Genomic DNA, 18,085 nt, shown 5'->3' with positions numbered 1-18,085 from the left:
GCGAGCAAGCTCGCTCCTACAAGAGGCGTGTCAGGCTTCCGGTCGCAGGATCAGCACGCCCAATGGCGGCAGGTTCAGCGACAGCGACAACGGCTGCCCATGCTTGGGCTCGTCCTCGGTAAACGCCCCGCCACCGTTGCCAAAGTTGGAACCGGCATAAGTGTCGGCATCGCTGTTGATCACTTCGCTCCAGCGCCCGGCAAATGGCACGCCGACCTTGTAGGCCTCGCGTGGCACCGGCGTGAAGTTGGCCACCACCAGCACCGGCCTGCCGTCCTTGCTCCAGCGCAGCCAGGCGTAGACGCTGTTGATCGCGTCGTCGCCGATCAGCCACTGGAAGCCCTGTGGCGCGTCGTCCTGGTCGTGCAGTGCGGGTTCTTCGCGGTACAGGCGGTTGAGGTCGCCCACCAGTTTCTGCACGCCCCGGTGTTCAGGGTATTGCAGCAGGTACCAGTCCAGTTGCTGATCGTGGTTCCACTCGCGCCATTGGCCGAACTCGCAGCCCATGAACAGCAGCTTCTTGCCCGGATGCATCCACATGAAGCTCAGGTAAGCCCGCAGGTTGGCAAACTTCTGCCAGCGGTCCCCGGGCATCTTGTCGATCAGCGAGTGTTTGCCGTGCACCACTTCATCGTGGGAAATCGGCAGGATAAAACGCTCGGACCAGGCATACACCAGGCCGAAACTCAGCTCGTTGTGATGGTGGGCGCGGTACACCGGGTCTTGCTGGATGTAGTGCAGCGAATCGTGCATCCAGCCCATGTTCCATTTGTAGTTGAAACCCAGGCCGCCCTGTTGGGTCGGCTGGCTTACGCCGGGCCATGCGGTGGATTCCTCGGCGATCACCAGTGCGCCTGGGGCTTCCAGGGCGACCACGTCGTTGAGGTGACGCAGGAAGTCGATGGCTTCGAGATTTTCACGACCTCCGTGGCGGTTCGGCACCCATTCACCGGCCTTGCGCGAATAGTCGCGATACAGCATCGACGCCACGGCATCCACTCGCAGGCCGTCGATATGGAAGTGCTTGAGCCAGTGCAGCGCCGACGCCAGCATGAAGCCATGGACTTCGGTGCGCCCTAGGTTGTAGATCAGGGTGTCCCAATCCTGGTGGAAGCCTTCCAGCGGGTTGGCGTATTCGTAAAGCGCGGTGCCGTCGAATTGCGCCAGGCCATGGGTGTCGGTGGGAAAATGCGCCGGCACCCAATCGAGGATCACGCCGATGTCGGCCTGGTGGCAGGCATTGACGAAGTACGCGAAATCCTCCGGCGAGCCGAAACGCGCCGTGGGCGCAAATTGCGACAGCGCCTGATAGCCCCAGGAACCGCCAAACGGGTGCTCCATGATCGGCATTAGTTCGATATGGGTGAAGCCCAACTGCTGCACGTACGGAATCAAGCGCTCGGTCAGCTCGCGCCAACTGTACTGGCGCGACACTTCGCCGACTTCGTCCAGTTCGCACTGCCAGGAACCCGCATGCAACTCGTAGATCGACAGCGGCGCGCTGGGTTTTTGCCGCTCGCCGCGCGATTGCATCCAGTCATGGTCCTGCCAGTCGACTTGCAGCGGCGGAGCGACTTTGGACGCGGTATCCGGCGGCATCTGCGTGGCCAGGGCCATGGGGTCGGCCTTGAGCGGCAGGATCCCGTGGGCGCCCAGAATTTCGTACTTGTAAGCCGCGCCCGGTTGCAGGCCCGGGATGAAGATTTCCCAGACCCCGGACGGATGGCGCAGGCGCATCGGATGGCGGCGCCCGTCCCAGATGTTGAAGTCGCCCACCACCGACACGCGGCGGGCATTCGGTGCCCATACGGCAAAGCGCACGCCCTCGACGCCGTCGACGCTGGTCACTTGTGCGCCGAGGCAACTGCTCAGGTCGCGGTGATTGCCTTCGGCGAACAGGTACAGGTCCATTTCGCCCAACAGCAGTTGCTGGAAGCTGTAAGGGTCTTCGGTGACCTGCTCGCCACCGGCCCACTGGATCTTCAGCAGGTACGCCTGGCGGCTGCCGAAATGGCCGACAAACAAGCCGGGCACCTGGGTCGCATCGAGGCTGCCAATGTGCTCGCCGCTGTCACGGGCCAGCACCTGGACACTCAAGGCTTCCGGCAAGAAGGCGCGAATGAACTGGCCACCCTGTTCGTCATCGTGGGGCCCAAGGATCGAGAACGGGTCATGGTGCTCTGCGCGCACCAACGCCTCGATGTCCTTGGACGCTGGCATCACACTCAACTTTGGCTGCAGCGGTTCTTTGCTTGTAAAACTCATGACGACTCCCCACCGCGTGCAGTTTTCGATAATGGTTTCAGCCCGCTGAGCAGCCCGTGCAAACCTTGCAACGGCACTGGTAACCAGCTTGGGCGATTCTCTGCTTCGTAGGCCACTTCGTACGCGGCCTTCTCCAGGCTGAACAACGCCAGCGCTGCGTCCTGGCCTTTGGCATCCTGCCAGTCATGGGCCAGTGTAGTCGTGGCAGCGTGATAGGCCTGGATAAATGCCTGCCTGGCTTCATGCAAGTAGCGATCCGCGACCCGTTGCCGCGACGCATTGGCCTCAGGCGACTGATCGACCCCCTGCACATTCACCGCCATGGCCGCCGCGTAATCAAACGACCGTAGCACCCCGCTCACATCCTTGTACGGGCTGTGTTTGCCGCGACGTTCATGCAGCGGCCGCGCCGGTTCGCCCTCGAAGTCGATCAGGTAGGCATCACCTTTCACCACCAGTACCTGGCCCAGGTGCAGGTCGCCATGCACGCGAATGCGCAACCCGCCCACCGTGGCTTTCGCCAGGTCCTGAACGTAACTGGCGATGGCCTTTTTCTGATCCAGTAAAGCACTGACCAATGCCTGATCGGCAGGGTTCAACTTGGTTTGATGCTGCTTAAGCAACTGCAACGCACGGTCAATTTGTGCGCCCACATGCTTGGCCCAGCCCTGGCTGTCCTTGAGGGACGTAACCTCGGGCTTGAAGGCCTTGTTGGCGGTCGGTGCTGCCAGCACTTGATGCATTTCACCAAGGCGCTGGCCGAGCAAGCCGGCAAAATCCGCCAGTTCACCGAGGGCGTTGTAGTGCTGTTCCTGCTCGGAGATGGCTTCGGCCAGTTCGTCGCGAATCGCCCGTTCCAGGTTGTTCTGGGTCCAGCCCCAGGCGTCGCCCTGGTTGCTGAGATAACCCTGGGCAATCATCAGCAGGTTGTCCTGGCCATCGGCGTCATGGCGAATCACCGAACCCAGCAGCGGCGAGATATGTTCGTAGCCAGCTTCGGTCAGGTAGGCGCCCATTTCCAGTTCCGGGTGGACCCCGGCGCTGACTTTGCGAATCAACTTGAGCACCAGGCTGCCGCCCACCACCACTGAGCTGTTGGACTGTTCGGCGGCGAGGTAGCGCACTTCCGACTCGTCGTTCAATTCCAGTTTGGCCAACTGCGTCGTGGGCTCGAAGCGAATCTCGCCATCGGTGGAGTCGAGGACGGTTTTGGCCTGCAGGCCTTGGATCACGCCGCGGATGTAGGTGTCGAGGCTGAAGGCATCGGTCACCAAGCCCACCTGACGCACTCGCCGCACACGGGCAAGCGCCAGTTGTTGCGGCAAGGCGCTGGTGAACTGGTCTTCGCCGAGGAAGCCGAACGGCAGCTGATAGCGGCTGACCTGCCCGGCACTGGTGACTTCGATTTCACTGAGCAACACCGGATGCTGCGGGTCGCCAAAGCGCACGCCGTAAGCGATGTGCACGGCATCGATTGCCGTGTCCTTGCTGGCAAACCAGCGGCGCTTGGGCAGCCACACGGGCAAGGCATTTTGTTCCAGGGTGGTGCGGCACGGTGCTTCGAGCAGTTCTTCCATGCGTTTCTTCAGCACCAGGGTGGTGAAGTCCGGGATGCTTTGTGCCGGCTCCACGTGCCAGCTCGGCATCTGGTTTTCCGCCGCAAGCACGAACCAATAGAAGCCGTACGGCGCCAGGGTCAGCAGGAAATTCAGCTGGCCAATGGGCGGGAAGGCGTTGCCGCCGAGCATCTCCACCGGGACCATGCCGGCAAACGCTGAAAGATCGAGTTCGGCGGCCTGGGCGCTGCGGGAAACGTTGGCCACGCAGAGGATGATTTCATTCTTGCCATCGGCGCCCACGAATTCGCGGGTATACGCCAGGATGCGGCGGTTGGTGGGCGAGAGCATTTTCAGGCTGCCGCGACCGAAAGCCTTGGACTGTTTACGCACGGCCAGCATGCGTCGGGTCCAGTTCAGCAACGAGTGCGGGTCTTGTGTCTGGGTTTCGACGTTGACCGACTGGTAGCCGTATTGAGGGTCCATGATCGGCGGCAATACCAGGCTTGCCGGGTCGGCGCGGGAGAAGCCGCCGTTGCGGTCGATGGACCATTGCATCGGCGTGCGCACGCCGTCGCGGTCGCCGAGGTAGATGTTGTCGCCCATGCCGATTTCATCGCCGTAGTACAGGGTCGGCGTGCCAGGCATCGACAGCAGCAGGCTGTTGAGCAACTCGATGCGGCGGCGGTCACGCTCCATCAACGGCGCCAGGCGCCGGCGAATCCCCAGGTTGATGCGCGCACGGCGGTCGGCGGCGTAGTAGTTCCAGAGGTAGTCGCGCTCTTTGTCGGTGACCATTTCCAGGGTCAGTTCATCGTGGTTGCGCAGGAAAATTGCCCATTGGCAATTGGCCGGGATCTCCGGGGTCTGGCGCAGGATGTCGGTAATCGGAAAACGGTCTTCCTGGGCCAGCGCCATGTACATGCGCGGCATCAGCGGGAAGTGGAACGCCATGTGGCATTCGTCGCCGTCATCGCCCTTTTTGTCCCCGAAGTACAGCTGGGTGTCTTCCGGCCATTGGTTGGCTTCGGCCAGGAGCATGCGGTCGGGGTAGTTGGCATCGATCTCGGCGCGGATCTGCTTGAGCAGATCGTGGGTTTCCGGGAGATTTTCGTTGTTGGTGCCGTCGCGTTCGATCAGGTACGGGATGGCATCCAGGCGCAGGCCGTCGATGCCCATGTCGAGCCAGTAGCGCATCACCGACAGCACGGCTTTCATGACCTGCGGGTTGTCGAAGTTGAGGTCCGGCTGGTGGGAATAGAAGCGGTGCCAGAAGTATTGGCCGGCGACCGGGTCCCAGGTCCAGTTGGACTTTTCGGTGTCGAGGAAAATGATGCGGGTGCCGTCGTATTTCTGGTCGTCATCGGACCACACGTAGAAGTCCCGCGCTGCCGAACCCGGCTTGGCCTTACGAGCGCGCTGAAACCACGGGTGCTGGTCCGACGTGTGGTTGATCACCAGTTCGGTGATGACCCGCAACCCGCGTTTGTGGGCTTCGGCGATAAAGCGCTTGGCGTCGGCCATGGTTCCGTAGTCGCTGTGCACGCCACGGTACTCGGCGATGTCGTAGCCATCATCACGGCGTGGCGAGGGATAGAACGGCAGCAGCCAGATGGTGTTCACGCCGAGGTCGGCGATGTAGTCAAGCTTGGCGATCAGCCCGGGAAAGTCACCGATGCCGTCGTTGTTGGAGTCGAAATAGGATTTGACGTGAACCTGATAAATCACCGCGTCCTTGTACCAGAGCGGGTCTTTGATAAAGGTGGCAGCCTTGGGTTTCTTCGCCATTGGAAACTCCTGGGAATTCGAAAAATTCTGCCTGAAGGAACTCGGTCAATGTGGGAGCGGGCTTGCTCGCGAAAGCGGTATATCAGTGGACCGATTCGGAGACTGACACTTCGCTTTCGCGAGCAAGCCCGCTCCCACATTTGATCTCCAGTGGTTTGGAGATCGGTGTCGATTCAGGAAACGGTAATGCGCCAAATGCCAAACGGCTGTTGCCACGGCTCGATGCGCATCCACTGGGTCTTGCCGTACCAGGTCCAGCGGTGGCCGGTCATCAAGTCTTCGCCTTGGGTCTGGGCGTCATCCGGCAGGCCCATCTCCCACAGCGGCAACTCGAAATTGGCCTCCTGGGCGTTGAACGGGTCGAGACTCACTGCCACCAGAATGAAGTTGCTGCCGTCCTCGCTGCGTTTGCCGAAGTACAGGATGTTGTCGTTCCACGCGTTGTAGAGTTTCAGCCCCAGATGCGTCTGCAAGGCCGGGTTCTGCCGGCGGATGCGGTTGAGCTGGGCGATCTCGGCAATGATGTTGCCGGGGGCCGTGAAGTCCCGCGGGCGGATCTCGTACTTCTCCGAGTCGAGGTACTCTTCCTTGCCCGGCACCGGGGCCGCTTCGCACAGTTCAAAACCGGAATACATGCCCCACAGGCCCGAGCCCATGGTGGCCAGCGCGGCACGGATCAAGAAGCCCGCGCGGCCGGATTCATGCAGGAAGCCCGGGTTGATGTCTGGCGTATTGACGAAGAAGTTCGGCCGGAAGCACTCGCGCCACGGTGACTCGTTCAACTGGCTCAGGTACTCGCTCAACTCGGCCTTGGTGTTGCGCCAAGTGAAGTAAGTGTAGCTCTGGGAGTAACCGACCTTGCCCAGGCGCGCCATCATCGCCGGGGTGGTGAAGGCTTCGGCAAGGAAGATCACTTCCGGGTATTTGGAGCGCACGTCGCTGATCAGCCATTGCCAGAACGGCAGCGGCTTGGTGTGGGGATTATCGACGCGAAAGGTCTTCACGCCCTCTTCCACCCAGCCGACCACGATGTCGCGCAACTCGATCCACAGGCTGGGAATCGCATCCGCCGCATAGAAGTCGACGTTAACGATGTCCTGGTATTTCTTCGGCGGGTTCTCGGCGTATTTGATCGTGCCGTCGGGCCGCCAGTTGAACCAGCCCGGATGCTGCTTGAGCCACGGGTGATCCTGGGAACACTGGATCGCGAAATCCAGGGCGATTTCCAGGCCATGGTCGGCGGCGGCCTTGACCAGGTTGCGGAAGTCTTCACGGGTGCCCAGCTGGGAGTGGATCGCCTCGTGGCCGCCCTCTTCGCTGCCGATGGCATACGGGCTACCCGGATCATTGGGCCCGGCGGTCAGGGAGTTGTTCTTGCCCTTGCGGTGGCTGCGGCCGATGGGATGGATCGGCGGGAAGTACAGCACGTCAAAACCCATGTCATGGATCATCGACAAACGTGAGTGCACGTCGTTAAAGGTGCCGTGGCGCGCCGGATCGTCGGTGATCGAGCGGGGAAACAGCTCGTACCAGCTGGCGAACTGCGCGGCTTCGCGTTCCACGTCAATCGGGAATACCGGGCTGATGCTCAAATAGGCGCGGTGATCGGCCTGGGTCATCAAATGTGCACTGTCTTCGTGCAGAAACAGCGCGACTTGCTCGGTTTCCAACAGGCCGGAGAGTTCGTGGTGCAGCAGCATCAGGCGGTCGCGCAGTTCGTTGTCACTGCGTTCGGCGGCTTGCAAGACCTGGCTGCGGCCTTCCTGCAGCTCCAGGCTGACCGGTACCCCGGCCTCGTGTTTCTTGCTTAATTCGTAGCGGAAGCTGGCGAACGTGTCGATCCAGGCCTCGATGCAATACTCATGCGGCCCCTGGGCGGTCACGGTGAACGCCCCTTCCCAGCCGTTGTTGCCGACATCGGTCATCACCACGCTGTGCCAGCTTTCTTCGCTCAGCGGGCGCCAGCGGATCAGCACTGCCAGCTTGTCGTGGCCGTCAGCGAACACCTTGCTGGCAACCTGGACCCGCTGGCCCACTACAGCCTTGACCGCAAACGCGCCGCCATCGATAACCGGAGTGGTGCTTTCAATCGCAATCCTTGGCAGCAACAGTGCCTGGGACAGCGGTAATGTGGAGGTTGAATCGTCTTGGGTCAGTGTTTCAGCAGTCATCGAGCATCTCCCCTTAACGCCCAGTGGACGCTCTTGCGCTTGATCCAAATTCTGAAACGGCAGTGCTCTCCCTGAGCAGGGCCGTATAGGTTCCGAGCATGCCGTCGATTGAAAAGTTCAGGTGGATATGACGCCATCGGGCGGGGAATCAAATACACCGGGCGATTGTCCACCGATAGAGCAAAGCACAAAGGAGGCCACACCGATGAATATCCCGATCCCGGCTGAAACGCCTGACCCGAACATCGATAAACCGACATTGCCACCTACAGAGCCCGACCCGATTCCCGAGCAGGAACCGCCTGGGACACAGCCACCGCCGGTGGAGGAGCCACCGACGACGATGCCGCCCGTCATCGTCTAGTCCTTCTCGAACAGGCGCACGATCCTTGGCATCACATTGAACACCGCCAACGCCAGCAAGGTGCTGAGCACGGCAGTGGACTCGCGCCCCATCCCCGCCGCCACGCCAATGGCGGCGGTCATCCACAGGCCAGCCGCGGTGGTCAGGCCTTTGACGTGGCCTTCTTCATCTTCCTTGCCCTTGAGGATGGTACCGGCACCCAGAAACCCGATGCCCGCGATCACGCCTTGCAGCACGCGGCTCATGGCATCAGCCTGGGAGCCCGACATGCTCGGCACCAGCACGAACAGCGCGGCGCCTATGGCCACTAACATGTGGGTGCGCACCCCGGCCGCCTTGCCTTTGTGTTCGCGCTCAAAACCGAGGATGCCACCGAGAATCGCCGCGATCAGCAACCGCACCGTGACTTGTGTCAGTTGCCGGGCATCGCCGATGTCGGCAAATTCCGTTTGCAGGGTTTGCCAGACTTCATGCCACCACGCGTCCATGGACGTGTCCTTTTCATGGGTAGATACGAAATGGACAGCGCCGACCGTCAGTCAGTTGCGCAGAACCATTCATCCACGGGCAACGCCTAACCTTGAGTACCCCAGGAAAAGGACAGCACCATGCCCGTACGTATCGAAAACCAGACCTGTTACTTCAAGGTCGATGAAAACGGCGAAGAAAAAAGCCTCGCCGCCACCGATGTCACCGTGATTACCGACAGCGCCAAATCCATGTCGGCCGTTGAGTTGAACGGCGAGCGGATCTACATCACCGAAGCAGAAGCCGACGCATTGACCGTAGCAGGCGCCACTGACGGTCGTAAGCATTTGAAGGCCACCGACGGTGATTCGGTGATTTGATTGACCTGGATCATCACTGCCTGAAAAGCGCTGCACCCCACGCGCCACAGGGTGCAGCACATTGTCGCAGGGCGTCACCGCCGGGCCATCTGATCCCCTTTTTATCGCCATAGCTGAGTCTGTTATGCAAACAGAGCGCCGGTCATAGTTCATCCGCCTGATGGAGGCTGATGAGCGAAAGACCATGAGCGATAGAATCCCCGTCCGAACCGTAGAAGTGTTTGAGCCTGCACATCCAAAGAAGATGAAGGCCAAATCCAGCGACAACCTGATTCATACCCGCAGTTTTACCGGCCTGTTCCGCACCTTGCGCGTGGTGGGCGCAGGTTTTCTGTTCCTGGCGTTTTTCGGCACCGTGTGGCTGAACTGGGGCGGCCGGCAAGCGGTGCTGTGGGACCTGGCTGAAAGCAAATTCCACATCTTTGGTGCGACCTTCTGGCCCCAGGATTTCATCCTGCTGTCGGCGCTGTTGATCATCTGCGCATTCGGCCTGTTTGCGATCACCGTGTTCGCAGGGCGGGTGTGGTGCGGCTATACCTGCCCGCAAAGCTCGTTTACCTGGCTGTTCATGTGGTGCGAAAAGGTCACTGAAGGCGAGCGAAACCAGCGCATCAAGCTGCAAGCCGCGCCCTGGGGCTTGAACAAGCTGGCACGGCGCTCGGCCAAGCACACGCTATGGCTGGGTATCAGCGTGCTGACCGGGCTGACGTTTGTCGGCTATTTCACGCCGATCCGGCCGCTGGCCGTGGAACTGCTGACCTGGCAAATGGGCGGCGTCAGCCTGTTCTGGGTGCTGTTTTTCACCGGCGCCACCTACATCAACGCCGGCTGGCTGCGGGAAGCGGTGTGCATGCACATGTGCCCGTATGCGCGGTTCCAGAGTGTGATGTTCGACAAAGACACCCTGACCATTTCCTACGACGTGGCCCGTGGCGAAAACCGTGGCCCACGCAAACGTGACGTGCAACCGGCGGACGTCGGCCTGGGCGACTGCATTGACTGCCAGCTGTGCGTGCAGGTGTGCCCCACCGGCATCGACATCCGTGACGGCCTGCAAATGGAATGCATCGGCTGCGCCGCGTGTATCGATGCCTGTGATTCGATCATGGATAAAATGGGCTATGCCCGCGGCCTCGTCAGCTATACCTCGGAGCATCAGTTGCAAGGTGGCAAGACGCATCTGCTCAGGCCACGGCTGATCGGCTACAGTGCCGTGCTGCTGGTGATGATCGGTGCGCTGGTGGTGGCCCTGGTGGCGCGCCCGATGGTGTCGCTGGACGTGACCAAAGACCGTGGGATGTTTCGCGAAAACAGTGAAGGCTTGATCGAGAACATCTACAGCCTCAAGGTCATCAACAAGACCCAGCAGCGCCAGGATTACCGCCTGGAGCTGATAGACGGCGATGGCTTCCAGTTGCAGGGCAAGACGGACATCAGCCTGGCGCCGGGGGAAATTACCGATGTGCCGGTGTCGGTGGCGATGACGGCAGACAAGCCGGCCAGCAGTTCACAGACCATCCGCTTCAAGGTCACGGACGTGGATGAACCGTGGATCTACAGCGCGGCGGACAGCCGGTTTGTGGCGCCATTGAATCGCTGAACCCGAGCTTTCAGCAACACTGGAGATCTAATGTGGGAGCTGGCTTGCCAGCTCCCACATTAGATCTGTGTTCAACCAGCAAAATCTGTTCAAAGCACTGAGACTCAATGAAACGCTACGAAAAATTCGCCGACGACATCGCAGAACTGATTCGCTCCGGCGTCCTCGGCCCCGGCCAGCGCGTGCCTTCGGTACGCTATGCCAGCCAGACCTACGGGGTCAGCCCGTCCACGGTGTTCCAGGCCTACTACCTGCTGGAACGTCGCGGGCTGATCCGCGCCCGGCCGCGCTCCGGGTACTTCGTCAATACCCATGCGCCGAGCCCGTTCTCCGAGCCGGTGGTGAGTGCTCATGTGCACGAATCCACCGAAGTGGACGTGAGCGAGCTGGTGTTCTCGGTGCTCGACTCCATCAAGGACCCGCAAACCGTGCCCTTCGGCTCGGCCTTCCCCAGCCCGACGCTGTTCCCCTTGCCACGCCTGGCCCGCTCCCTGGCCAGCGCCAGCCGGGAAATGGACCCGCGCATGGTGGTCACCGACATGTCGCCAGGCAACCCGCAACTGCGCCGGCAAATCGCCCTGCGCTACATGGTTGGCGGGCTGATGCTGCCAATGGAAGAACTGTTGATCACCAACGGTGCGCTCGAGGCGCTTAACCTGTGCCTGCAAGCCGTGACCGAACCGGGCGACCTGGTAGCCATCGAAGCCCCGGCGTTTTATGCCAGCCTGCAAATCCTCGAACGCCTGAAGCTCAAGGCGGTGGAAATCCCCGTGCACCCGCGCGATGGCATTGACCTCAAGGTGCTGGCGCAAAGCCTGGAGCGTTACCCGATCAAGGCGTGCTGGTGCATGACCAGTTTCCAGAACCCGATGGGCGCGACCATGCCCGAGGCCAAGAAGCAGGAGCTGGTGGAGTTGCTGCGCAGCCACCAGGTGCCGCTGATCGAAGACGACGTGTACGCCGAGTTGTACTACGGCCAACAAGCGCCGAAACCGGCCAAGGCGTTCGACACCGAAGGCCTGGTGATGCATTGCGGCTCGTTCGCCAAAAGCCTGGCCCCGGGTTACCGCATAGGCTGGGTGGCCGCCGGGCGTTATGCGCAGAAGATCGAGCGGTTGAAGTTGATGACGTCGCTGTGCGCATCGATGCCGGCCCAGGCGGCGATTGCCGATTACCTGCAACACGGCGGCTACGATCGGCACCTGCGCAAGTTGCGCTATGCGCTGGAGGAGCAGCAGAGCGCCATGCTCGCGGCCATCGCCCGTTACTTTCCGGCGCAGACACGGGTCAGCCAGCCCGCTGGCGGTTACTTCCTGTGGCTGGAATTGCCGGAGCAGACCGACTCGTTGAAGCTGTTCCAGATGGCCCTGGCCCAGGGCATCAGCATCGCACCGGGGCCGATCTTTTCGCCGACACAGCGCTTCAGGAACTGCATTCGCTTGAATTACGGCAGTCCGTGGGACGAGTCGTGTGAAAAGGCCATGGAAACGCTGGGGAAGATTGTGCGTTCGTTTTGACAGGCTGCTTGAAGACAACTGACGTCATCGCGGACAAGCCCGGCTCCCACAATGGATCGCGTATCTCTGTGGGAGCCGGGCTTGCCCGCGATGGCGCCCGCACAGGCGCTATGACGTTATCGACCACCTGCCAGGTCAATAAAGGTTCCGGTGGCATAGGACGCCTTGTCCGACAGCAGCCAGATAATCCCTTCCGCGACTTCTTCGGCACGCCCGCCACGGGCCATGGGAATCCCCGGTTCCAGCTTGCTGACTCGGTCAGGGTCGCCGCTCAGCGCGTGGAACTCGGTGAAGATGAAACCTGGACGCACGCCATTGACCCGGATCCCCTCACCCGCCACTTCCTTGGAAAGCCCGAGTGTGAAGGTGTCCAATGCGCCCTTGGACGCGGCGTAATCCACATACTCCCCCGGCGCCCCCAGGCGCGCGGCGGCCGACGACACGTTGACGATGCTGCCGCCCTGCCCGCCATGTTTGGGCGACATGCGCAGCAGCGCGTGCTTGGCGCAGAGGATCGGCCCCAACACATTGGTCTTGAGCGTCTTCAGGATGCGGAACTCGGACATTTCATCGACCCGCGACTTGTGCCCTACGGTACCGGCGTTGTTCACCAGTGCCGTCACCCGGCCCAGCTCGGTATCAACACGGTGGAACAGGCCGATCACTTCGTCTTCGATGCTGACATCGGCCCGCACCGCAATGGCCTGAGCGCCGAGGGCGCGCACTTGCTCAAGTACCCGGTGGGCGGCGTCTTCGTCGGCCTGGTAATTGATGCAGATACGATAGCCCTGGGCAGCGGCCAGCAACGCCGTGGCGGCGCCGATCCCACGGCTGCCACCGGTGATGATGACGACTTTGTCCATGTGTAAGGTCTCCTGATTCAACGTGAGCTGTTGGATCCAATACTACCTGCGACCGGCAGGTTTTGCATGGGCTCAGGTCAACCCGGGGAGACGCTGTCGATCACCCCAATGTAAAAAGCTCGGCATTGGCCAGAGGCGCCGGATGCGGGGTGGCCCTCGAACCACCCGCGATCAGCACCTGCCCCGTCGAAAGGCAGCATGCGCTATGCCCGAAACGCCCGGGCTGGAGCGGCGCGGTCAGCGACCATTGTGCGGACCGTGGGTCGTACAGCTCAGCCGTCGCCGCGTGTTCCGGTTGGGAGAGGCTGCTGGCGCCCACCACCAGGACTTCTCCGGTCACCAGACGGGTCGCGCTGTGCTCTTTGCGCGGAACACACATGAGTGTCCGGTCCCAGCTGTTCCGGACCGGGTCGTAGATAAAGGCCAGGTCTTGCGCCGGGCCAAAAGGTTCGGCAGCACCGCCGCAGATCAACACCCGGCCGTCGGCCAACAGAGTAGCCGTGTGCTGCATACGGGGAGCGGGCAAAGGCCGCCGTTCAGTCCAGTGGCGGGTGGKGGGGKCATACAGAAAGGCCCCGGCCAGCGCGGCGTTCTGCATGCCGGAATAGCCTCCGACCACCAGGACCTCTCCCGTCGGCAGCAACGTCGCGGTGTGATTCATGGCATCCACGGGGAGCCAGGCTTTACGCTGCCAATGGCCGGTGAACGGGTCGTAGCATTCAACGCTGTCTTGCACTTGCCCGCCACCGGCCTGCAGATTATTGCCGCCGACCACCAAAACGTTTCCTGACGCGAGCAGCGTGCCGGTATGGCCGAAACGAGGCGTGTGCAGGGCTCCCGTTGGCGTCCAGCGATTGGTTGAAACGTTATACAACTGCGCGTCGCTGATCGACTGGCCACCCTCGCTCCCGGCCGTCAACAGCACGATGCCCGACTGCAGCACCACCGCACCACTGGCACCTCGAGAAAAGGGCAGCGGCGCAACCGTCGACCACTGCCCTGATGCCTGATGGTAGAACTCCACGCTGGCCATGGTGCGGGTGGCAGATGAACGACCGGGTGTGCCAGGCGCCAGCTGATCGAAACGCAAGCCTGAAGCCTCGCCGGGACCTGCCCCCGCAATCACCAACACACCTTGGTCGGCAATACGCACACAGTTGTGGAAATAGCGGGGTTCGAGCATCGAACCTGTCGGCGTGAAAGTACCGGTGATGAGCGCAGGCATATGGATCTCAGGTCAGCTTCCTGGAATCGACTCTATACCCGCAGTATCACGGTCGCTACTGTCAGAATTAACAGGTCTGGCCGCCACTCAAGGCGTGGGTGTCGACCACTTCGGCGCTGGCTTTTTCAATGTCCATCATGAACTTGTCCGCCGGCAGCGGGTGGCCCAGCAGATAACCTTGCAGGGAATCACAACCCAGGCGTGTCAGGAAACTCTGCTGTACATCGGTCTCCACCCCTTCGGCAACGATCCGCAGGCCCAAGGCCTGGCCGAGGGCGACGATGGCCGAGACGATGGCGGCGTCGTCGCTGTCGTGTTCCAGGTCGCGCACAAACCCGCGGTCGATTTTCAGCTCGTTGGCCGGCAGGCGCTTGAGGTACATCAGGCTCGAATAGCCGGTACCAAAGTCGTCGATGGACAGGTCGACGCCCATGTCCGAGAGCTTTTGCAACACCTTCATGCTCGCATCGGCATCGCTCATGGCGGTGGTCTCGGTGATTTCCAGGGTCAGGCTGTTGGCTGGCAACCGGTGGCGCTCCAGGGCATTGGCGACACTCTTGACCAGCCCGGCGTGGCAGAACTGCAAGGCCGACAGGTTCACGGCGATGCGCCAGTCGTGATAGCCCTGGGCGTACCACACCTGCATCTGGCGGCAGGCTTCATTGAGCACCCATTCGCCGATGGGGATGATCAGCCCGGTCTTTTCCGCCAGCTCGATAAACTTGTCCGGCAGCAGCAAGCCTTGTTGCGGGTGTTCCCAGCGCAACAGTGCTTCGGCGCCGACCGGGCGGCCGCTGATAGCGTCGAACTTGGGCTGGTAATACAGCTGGAACTGCTCATGCTCCACCGCGTTGCGCAAGTCCTGCAGCAGTTGCAGTTGTTTGCGTGCATTGGTGTTCATCGACACATCGAAAAAGCTGTAGCCGTTCTTGCCCATGCCCTTGGCGTGATACATCGCCGCGTCGGCGTTCATCAGCAGTTCCTGAGGCGTGGCGCCGTTGCCCGGGAACAGCGCAATGCCGATGCTCGCGGAGATTTTCAACTCGTGCTCGGCTACCCGGAAAGACTGGTTGATCAAGCCCACCTGGCGCTCGGCCAGGCGCAGCGCGTCGTCGGGCTGGGTCAACTGCACCAGCAAGACAAACTCGTCACCGCCGATGCGGGCCAAGGTGTCCTGGCTGCGCAAGTCTTCCCGCAGGCGCAGGCCGACCTCTTGCAACAACTGGTCGCCCATGTGGTGACCGAAGGCGTCGTTCACCGGTTTGAAACCGTCCAGGTCGATAAACATCAGCGCGAAGCAACCGCCCTCCTCGTTCACCCGCTGTATCGCCTGTTGAATCCGGTCGGCGAGCAAGGTGCGGTTGGGCAAGCCGGTGAGCATGTCGTGCAGGGCCAGGTGGGTGAGTTCCTGGTTGGCCTGGGTCAGGGAGTCCGCCAACACGGCGGTACGGGCTTCCAGGCGGGCATCGGCCAGCGAGGTCAGCAGCGCAATGATCAGTACCGCCAGGGTGGTCACCAGCACCAGGTTATCCAGGCCCTTGCCGCTCAGGCCGGTCAAGGCTGCGCCGCAAAAACTGCCATCGGCGAAACGCGCGGCGGCCATGCCGGTGTAGTGCATGCCGACAATGGCCACGCCCATCACCATCGCCGCGCCACCCCGGGCCAGGCGCACATACGGCGTGTTGCGCCGCAGGTTGAAGGCGATCCACAACGCGGCCGCCGAGGCTCCGACGGCAATCAGCAAGGAGGCGGTGAACAGCGTAGGGTCATAGTCAATGCCGGGCGTCATGCGCATCGCGGCCATGCCGGTGTAATGCATCGCGCTGATGCCTGCGCCCATGATCAGCGCGCCAAATGCCAGTTGCCAGGCTGGCAAACGCGGCTGGCTCACCAGCCACAAGGCAAAGCCACTGGAAAGGACAGCGATCAGCAGTGACAGCAGGGTGATGCCGATGTCGTAGCCCAGGCTGATAGGCAGGCGAAAGGCGAGCATACCGATAAAGTGCATCGACCAGATGCCCACGCCCATTGCCAGCGCACCGCCGATAATCCACAGGTAGACGGCGCGGCCTTTGGCCGTGGCAATGCGCCCGGTCATGTCCAGCGCGGTATAGGACGCGAGGATCGCAACGAACAGGGAAATCAGGACCAGGGCGGGGGAATAACTACCGGTGAGCATGGGACTTCTCGTGACCAAATGGGCCAAACGGCATCCATGCCCGGGTGAAAAGTCGGGGATTGTAGCGAGAATAAATCTTGTACACCTGAAATATTATCGTATAGCCATCATTCACAATTTGACGCCAAACTAATGGCTCAAAAACACCGCAAAACCCCTGTGGGAGCGGGCTTGCTCGCGAAAGCGGTGGGTCAGTTCATACACCGTTACTGACCCACCGCTTTCGCGAGCAAGCCCGCTCCCGCACAAGCCAGTACATCTGCAGGATCGTTGTTTATTTCTTGTCGCTCAGCTGCATCTGCCCATCCCAACCACCGCCCAGCGCGGCGATCAGTTGCACGCTGGCAACCAGCCGGGTTTGCAGCAAGGTCAGCACCGTACGTTCGTTGCTCAGAGCCGTCGCTTGCACAGTGACCACGTCGAGATAAGCGATCAAACCGGCCTTGTACTGGTTCTGGGTCAGGCGCAGGGATTCCCGGGCAGCTTCGAGGGCCTCGTTACTGACGACCGCCTCGTCTTCCAGGACCTTGAGCTGGACCATGTAGTTTTCCACCTCGCGGAAACCATCGAGTACGGTCTGGCGATACTTGGCCACGGTTTCGTCGTAGGACGCTTCGGCGCGGTCGACTTCCGCCGAACGCTGGCCGCCGTCAAACAGGGTCATGGCCAGTTTCGGTCCCACCGACCAGAAGCGGTTCGGCAGGCTGATCCAGTCGGCGTAGGTGCTGCTGGAATAGCCGCCGGCCAGGCTCAGGGTCAGGTCCGGGTAGTACGCAGTCTTGGCCACGCCGATATTCGCGTTGGCCGCGATCACCGAGCGCTCAGCCTGGGAAATATCCGGGCGGCGTTCCAGCAGTTGCGACGGCAGGCTCACCGGAATCTGCGGCAGCGCCGGAATGTCCTTGCTCACCGCCAGGTTGAAGTTGGCCGGCGGCACACCGGTCAACACGGCAATTGCGTTTTCCAGCTGCGCGCGCTGCCAGATCAGGTCGATCATGCTGGCCTGGGTGCTTTTCAGCTGGGTCTGGGCCTGGGCGATGGCGTCCTTGCCCGAGACACCGGCGCGGTACTGGTTCTGGGTCATTTGCAGGGAGCGTTGGTAGGTGTCCACCGTGGCTTGCAGCAAACGGGTCTGTTCGTCCATGACCCGCAGTTGCAGGTAATCCTGCACCAGCTCCGATTGCTGGCTCAGGCGCATTGCCGCAAGGTCCGCTGCGCTGGCTTCGGCGCTGGCTTCATTGGCTTCCAGGCCCCGGCGCAGCTTGCCCCAGATATCGGCTTCCCAGCTCACGCCCAACTGGGTGTTCAGGGTGTCGCGGATACCGCTGCTGGAGCTGCTGAGGCTGGCGTTACTGCTGCCGGTACCCTGGCTGGCCCGGCTTTTCGAGGCACTCAGGTCAACCGTGGGGAAGAACGCCCCACGGGCACTGCGCACCTGCGATGCCGCCTGGCGATAACGCGCCTCGGCCTGGGCCACGGTCTGGTTGGAGTTGTTGAGTTTTTCTACCAGTTCATTGAGTTGTTTGTCGCCGTACAACTCCCACCATGCGCCCCGGGCCAACGAGTCGCTGGGCGCGGCCTGGCGCCAGCCCTGGGCTTCCTTGTACTGGGCCGGTTCGGTCAATTCGGGGCGTTTGTAATCCGGGCCCACGGCGCAGGCGCTGAGCATCAGCACGAGGCCCACTGTAGGAGCAAGCTTGCTCGCGAAA

12 protein-coding genes are annotated in these 18,085 nt (G+C 61.6%); 4 read left to right on the top strand and 8 right to left on the bottom strand.

All coding sequences use genetic code 11. The features are described 5' to 3' along the window. Window positions 1–30: 30 nt before the first annotated feature. The 3 genes from glgB to AU074_RS05625 form a co-directional block, all read right to left on the bottom strand. Window positions 31–2,265: a 1,4-alpha-glucan branching protein GlgB gene (gene glgB, locus AU074_RS05635; RefSeq protein ID WP_076013881.1), complete on the bottom strand. Its 2,235-nt coding sequence runs from the start codon at window positions 2,263–2,265 to the stop codon at window positions 31–33. Beyond that, complete coding sequence (gene treS, locus AU074_RS05630) at window positions 2,262–5,609, bottom strand: maltose alpha-D-glucosyltransferase (protein WP_076013880.1); 3,348 nt, start codon at window positions 5,607–5,609, stop codon at window positions 2,262–2,264. The genes glgB and treS overlap by 4 nt, the downstream gene beginning before the upstream one ends. A gap of 173 nt (window positions 5,610–5,782) precedes the next feature. Further along, window positions 5,783–7,780: an alpha-1,4-glucan--maltose-1-phosphate maltosyltransferase gene (locus AU074_RS05625; RefSeq protein WP_076013879.1), complete on the bottom strand. Its 1,998-nt coding sequence runs from the start codon at window positions 7,778–7,780 to the stop codon at window positions 5,783–5,785. A gap of 205 nt (window positions 7,781–7,985) precedes the next feature. Here AU074_RS05625 and AU074_RS34130 point away from each other — a divergent pair, with 205 nt between their 5' ends. After that, the gene (locus AU074_RS34130) at window positions 7,986–8,144 is read left to right on the top strand and encodes a hypothetical protein (RefSeq protein ID WP_167664995.1); all 159 of its coding nucleotides are present in this window, start codon (window positions 7,986–7,988) and stop codon (window positions 8,142–8,144) included. Here AU074_RS34130 and AU074_RS05620 read toward each other — a convergent pair. After that, on the bottom strand, window positions 8,141–8,632 hold the full coding sequence (locus tag AU074_RS05620) for an MgtC/SapB family protein (protein WP_076013878.1): 492 nt from the start codon (window positions 8,630–8,632) through the stop codon (window positions 8,141–8,143). The genes AU074_RS34130 and AU074_RS05620 overlap by 4 nt on opposite strands. Before the next feature lie 120 nt (window positions 8,633–8,752). Between AU074_RS05620 and AU074_RS05615 the strand changes: the two genes are divergently transcribed. The 3 genes from AU074_RS05615 (at window position 8,753) to mapR (ending at window position 12,109) form a co-directional block, all read left to right on the top strand. Then, window positions 8,753–8,992: a DUF3203 family protein gene (locus AU074_RS05615; RefSeq protein WP_076013877.1), complete on the top strand. Its 240-nt coding sequence runs from the start codon at window positions 8,753–8,755 to the stop codon at window positions 8,990–8,992. 184 nt (window positions 8,993–9,176) lie between these two features. After that, complete coding sequence (ccoG, locus tag AU074_RS05610; RefSeq protein ID WP_076013876.1) at window positions 9,177–10,592, top strand: cytochrome c oxidase accessory protein CcoG; 1,416 nt, start codon at window positions 9,177–9,179, stop codon at window positions 10,590–10,592. Window positions 10,593–10,699: 107 nt separating this feature from the next. Then, entirely contained in the window at window positions 10,700–12,109 is a 1,410-nt protein-coding gene (mapR, locus tag AU074_RS05605; protein WP_076013875.1) for a GntR family transcriptional regulator MpaR, read from the top strand. A 116-nt stretch (window positions 12,110–12,225) separates the two neighbouring features. Here the strand turns inward: mapR and AU074_RS05600 are convergent, their stop codons facing one another. The 4 genes from AU074_RS05600 to AU074_RS05585 form a co-directional block, all read right to left on the bottom strand. After that, window positions 12,226–12,972, bottom strand: a complete 747-nt coding sequence (locus AU074_RS05600) for an SDR family oxidoreductase (RefSeq protein WP_076013874.1) — start codon at window positions 12,970–12,972, stop codon at window positions 12,226–12,228. 100 nt (window positions 12,973–13,072) lie between these two features. Continuing rightward, entirely contained in the window at window positions 13,073–14,197 is a 1,125-nt protein-coding gene (locus AU074_RS05595; RefSeq protein WP_076013873.1) for a kelch repeat-containing protein, read from the bottom strand. Between the two features lie 67 nt (window positions 14,198–14,264). After that, window positions 14,265–16,376 (bottom strand): bifunctional diguanylate cyclase/phosphodiesterase, encoded by a 2,112-nt coding sequence (locus tag AU074_RS05590; protein WP_076013872.1) that lies wholly within the window; start codon window positions 16,374–16,376, stop codon window positions 14,265–14,267. A 274-nt stretch (window positions 16,377–16,650) separates the two neighbouring features. Then, entirely contained in the window at window positions 16,651–18,045 is a 1,395-nt protein-coding gene (locus tag AU074_RS05585; RefSeq protein WP_167665027.1) for an efflux transporter outer membrane subunit, read from the bottom strand. Between the last annotated feature and the right edge of the window lie 40 nt (window positions 18,046–18,085).

It is taken from the genome of Pseudomonas sp. ATCC PTA-122608 (assembly GCF_001952855.1).
Classification (GTDB): domain Bacteria; phylum Pseudomonadota; class Gammaproteobacteria; order Pseudomonadales; family Pseudomonadaceae; genus Aquipseudomonas.
This window is presented reverse-complemented; position numbering and strand designations above follow the sequence as displayed.

What these genes read in the sequence shown, in the direction of transcription:
- glgB (WP_076013881.1), bottom strand. Translation starts at nt 2,265, where the DNA reads ATGAGTTTTACAAGCAAAGAACCGCTGCAGCCAAAGTTGAGTGTGATG.
- treS (WP_076013880.1), bottom strand. Translation starts at nt 5,609, where the DNA reads ATGGCGAAGAAACCCAAGGCTGCCACCTTTATCAAAGACCCGCTCTGG.
- AU074_RS05625 (WP_076013879.1), bottom strand. Translation starts at nt 7,780, where the DNA reads ATGACTGCTGAAACACTGACCCAAGACGATTCAACCTCCACATTACCG.
- AU074_RS34130 (WP_167664995.1), top strand. Translation starts at nt 7,986, where the DNA reads ATGAATATCCCGATCCCGGCTGAAACGCCTGACCCGAACATCGATAAA.
- AU074_RS05620 (WP_076013878.1), bottom strand. Translation starts at nt 8,632, where the DNA reads ATGGACGCGTGGTGGCATGAAGTCTGGCAAACCCTGCAAACGGAATTT.
- AU074_RS05615 (WP_076013877.1), top strand. Translation starts at nt 8,753, where the DNA reads ATGCCCGTACGTATCGAAAACCAGACCTGTTACTTCAAGGTCGATGAA.
- ccoG (WP_076013876.1), top strand. Translation starts at nt 9,177, where the DNA reads ATGAGCGATAGAATCCCCGTCCGAACCGTAGAAGTGTTTGAGCCTGCA.
- mapR (WP_076013875.1), top strand. Translation starts at nt 10,700, where the DNA reads ATGAAACGCTACGAAAAATTCGCCGACGACATCGCAGAACTGATTCGC.
- AU074_RS05600 (WP_076013874.1), bottom strand. Translation starts at nt 12,972, where the DNA reads ATGGACAAAGTCGTCATCATCACCGGTGGCAGCCGTGGGATCGGCGCC.
- AU074_RS05590 (WP_076013872.1), bottom strand. Translation starts at nt 16,376, where the DNA reads ATGCTCACCGGTAGTTATTCCCCCGCCCTGGTCCTGATTTCCCTGTTC.
- AU074_RS05585 (WP_167665027.1), bottom strand. Translation starts at nt 18,045, where the DNA reads ATGCTCAGCGCCTGCGCCGTGGGCCCGGATTACAAACGCCCCGAATTG.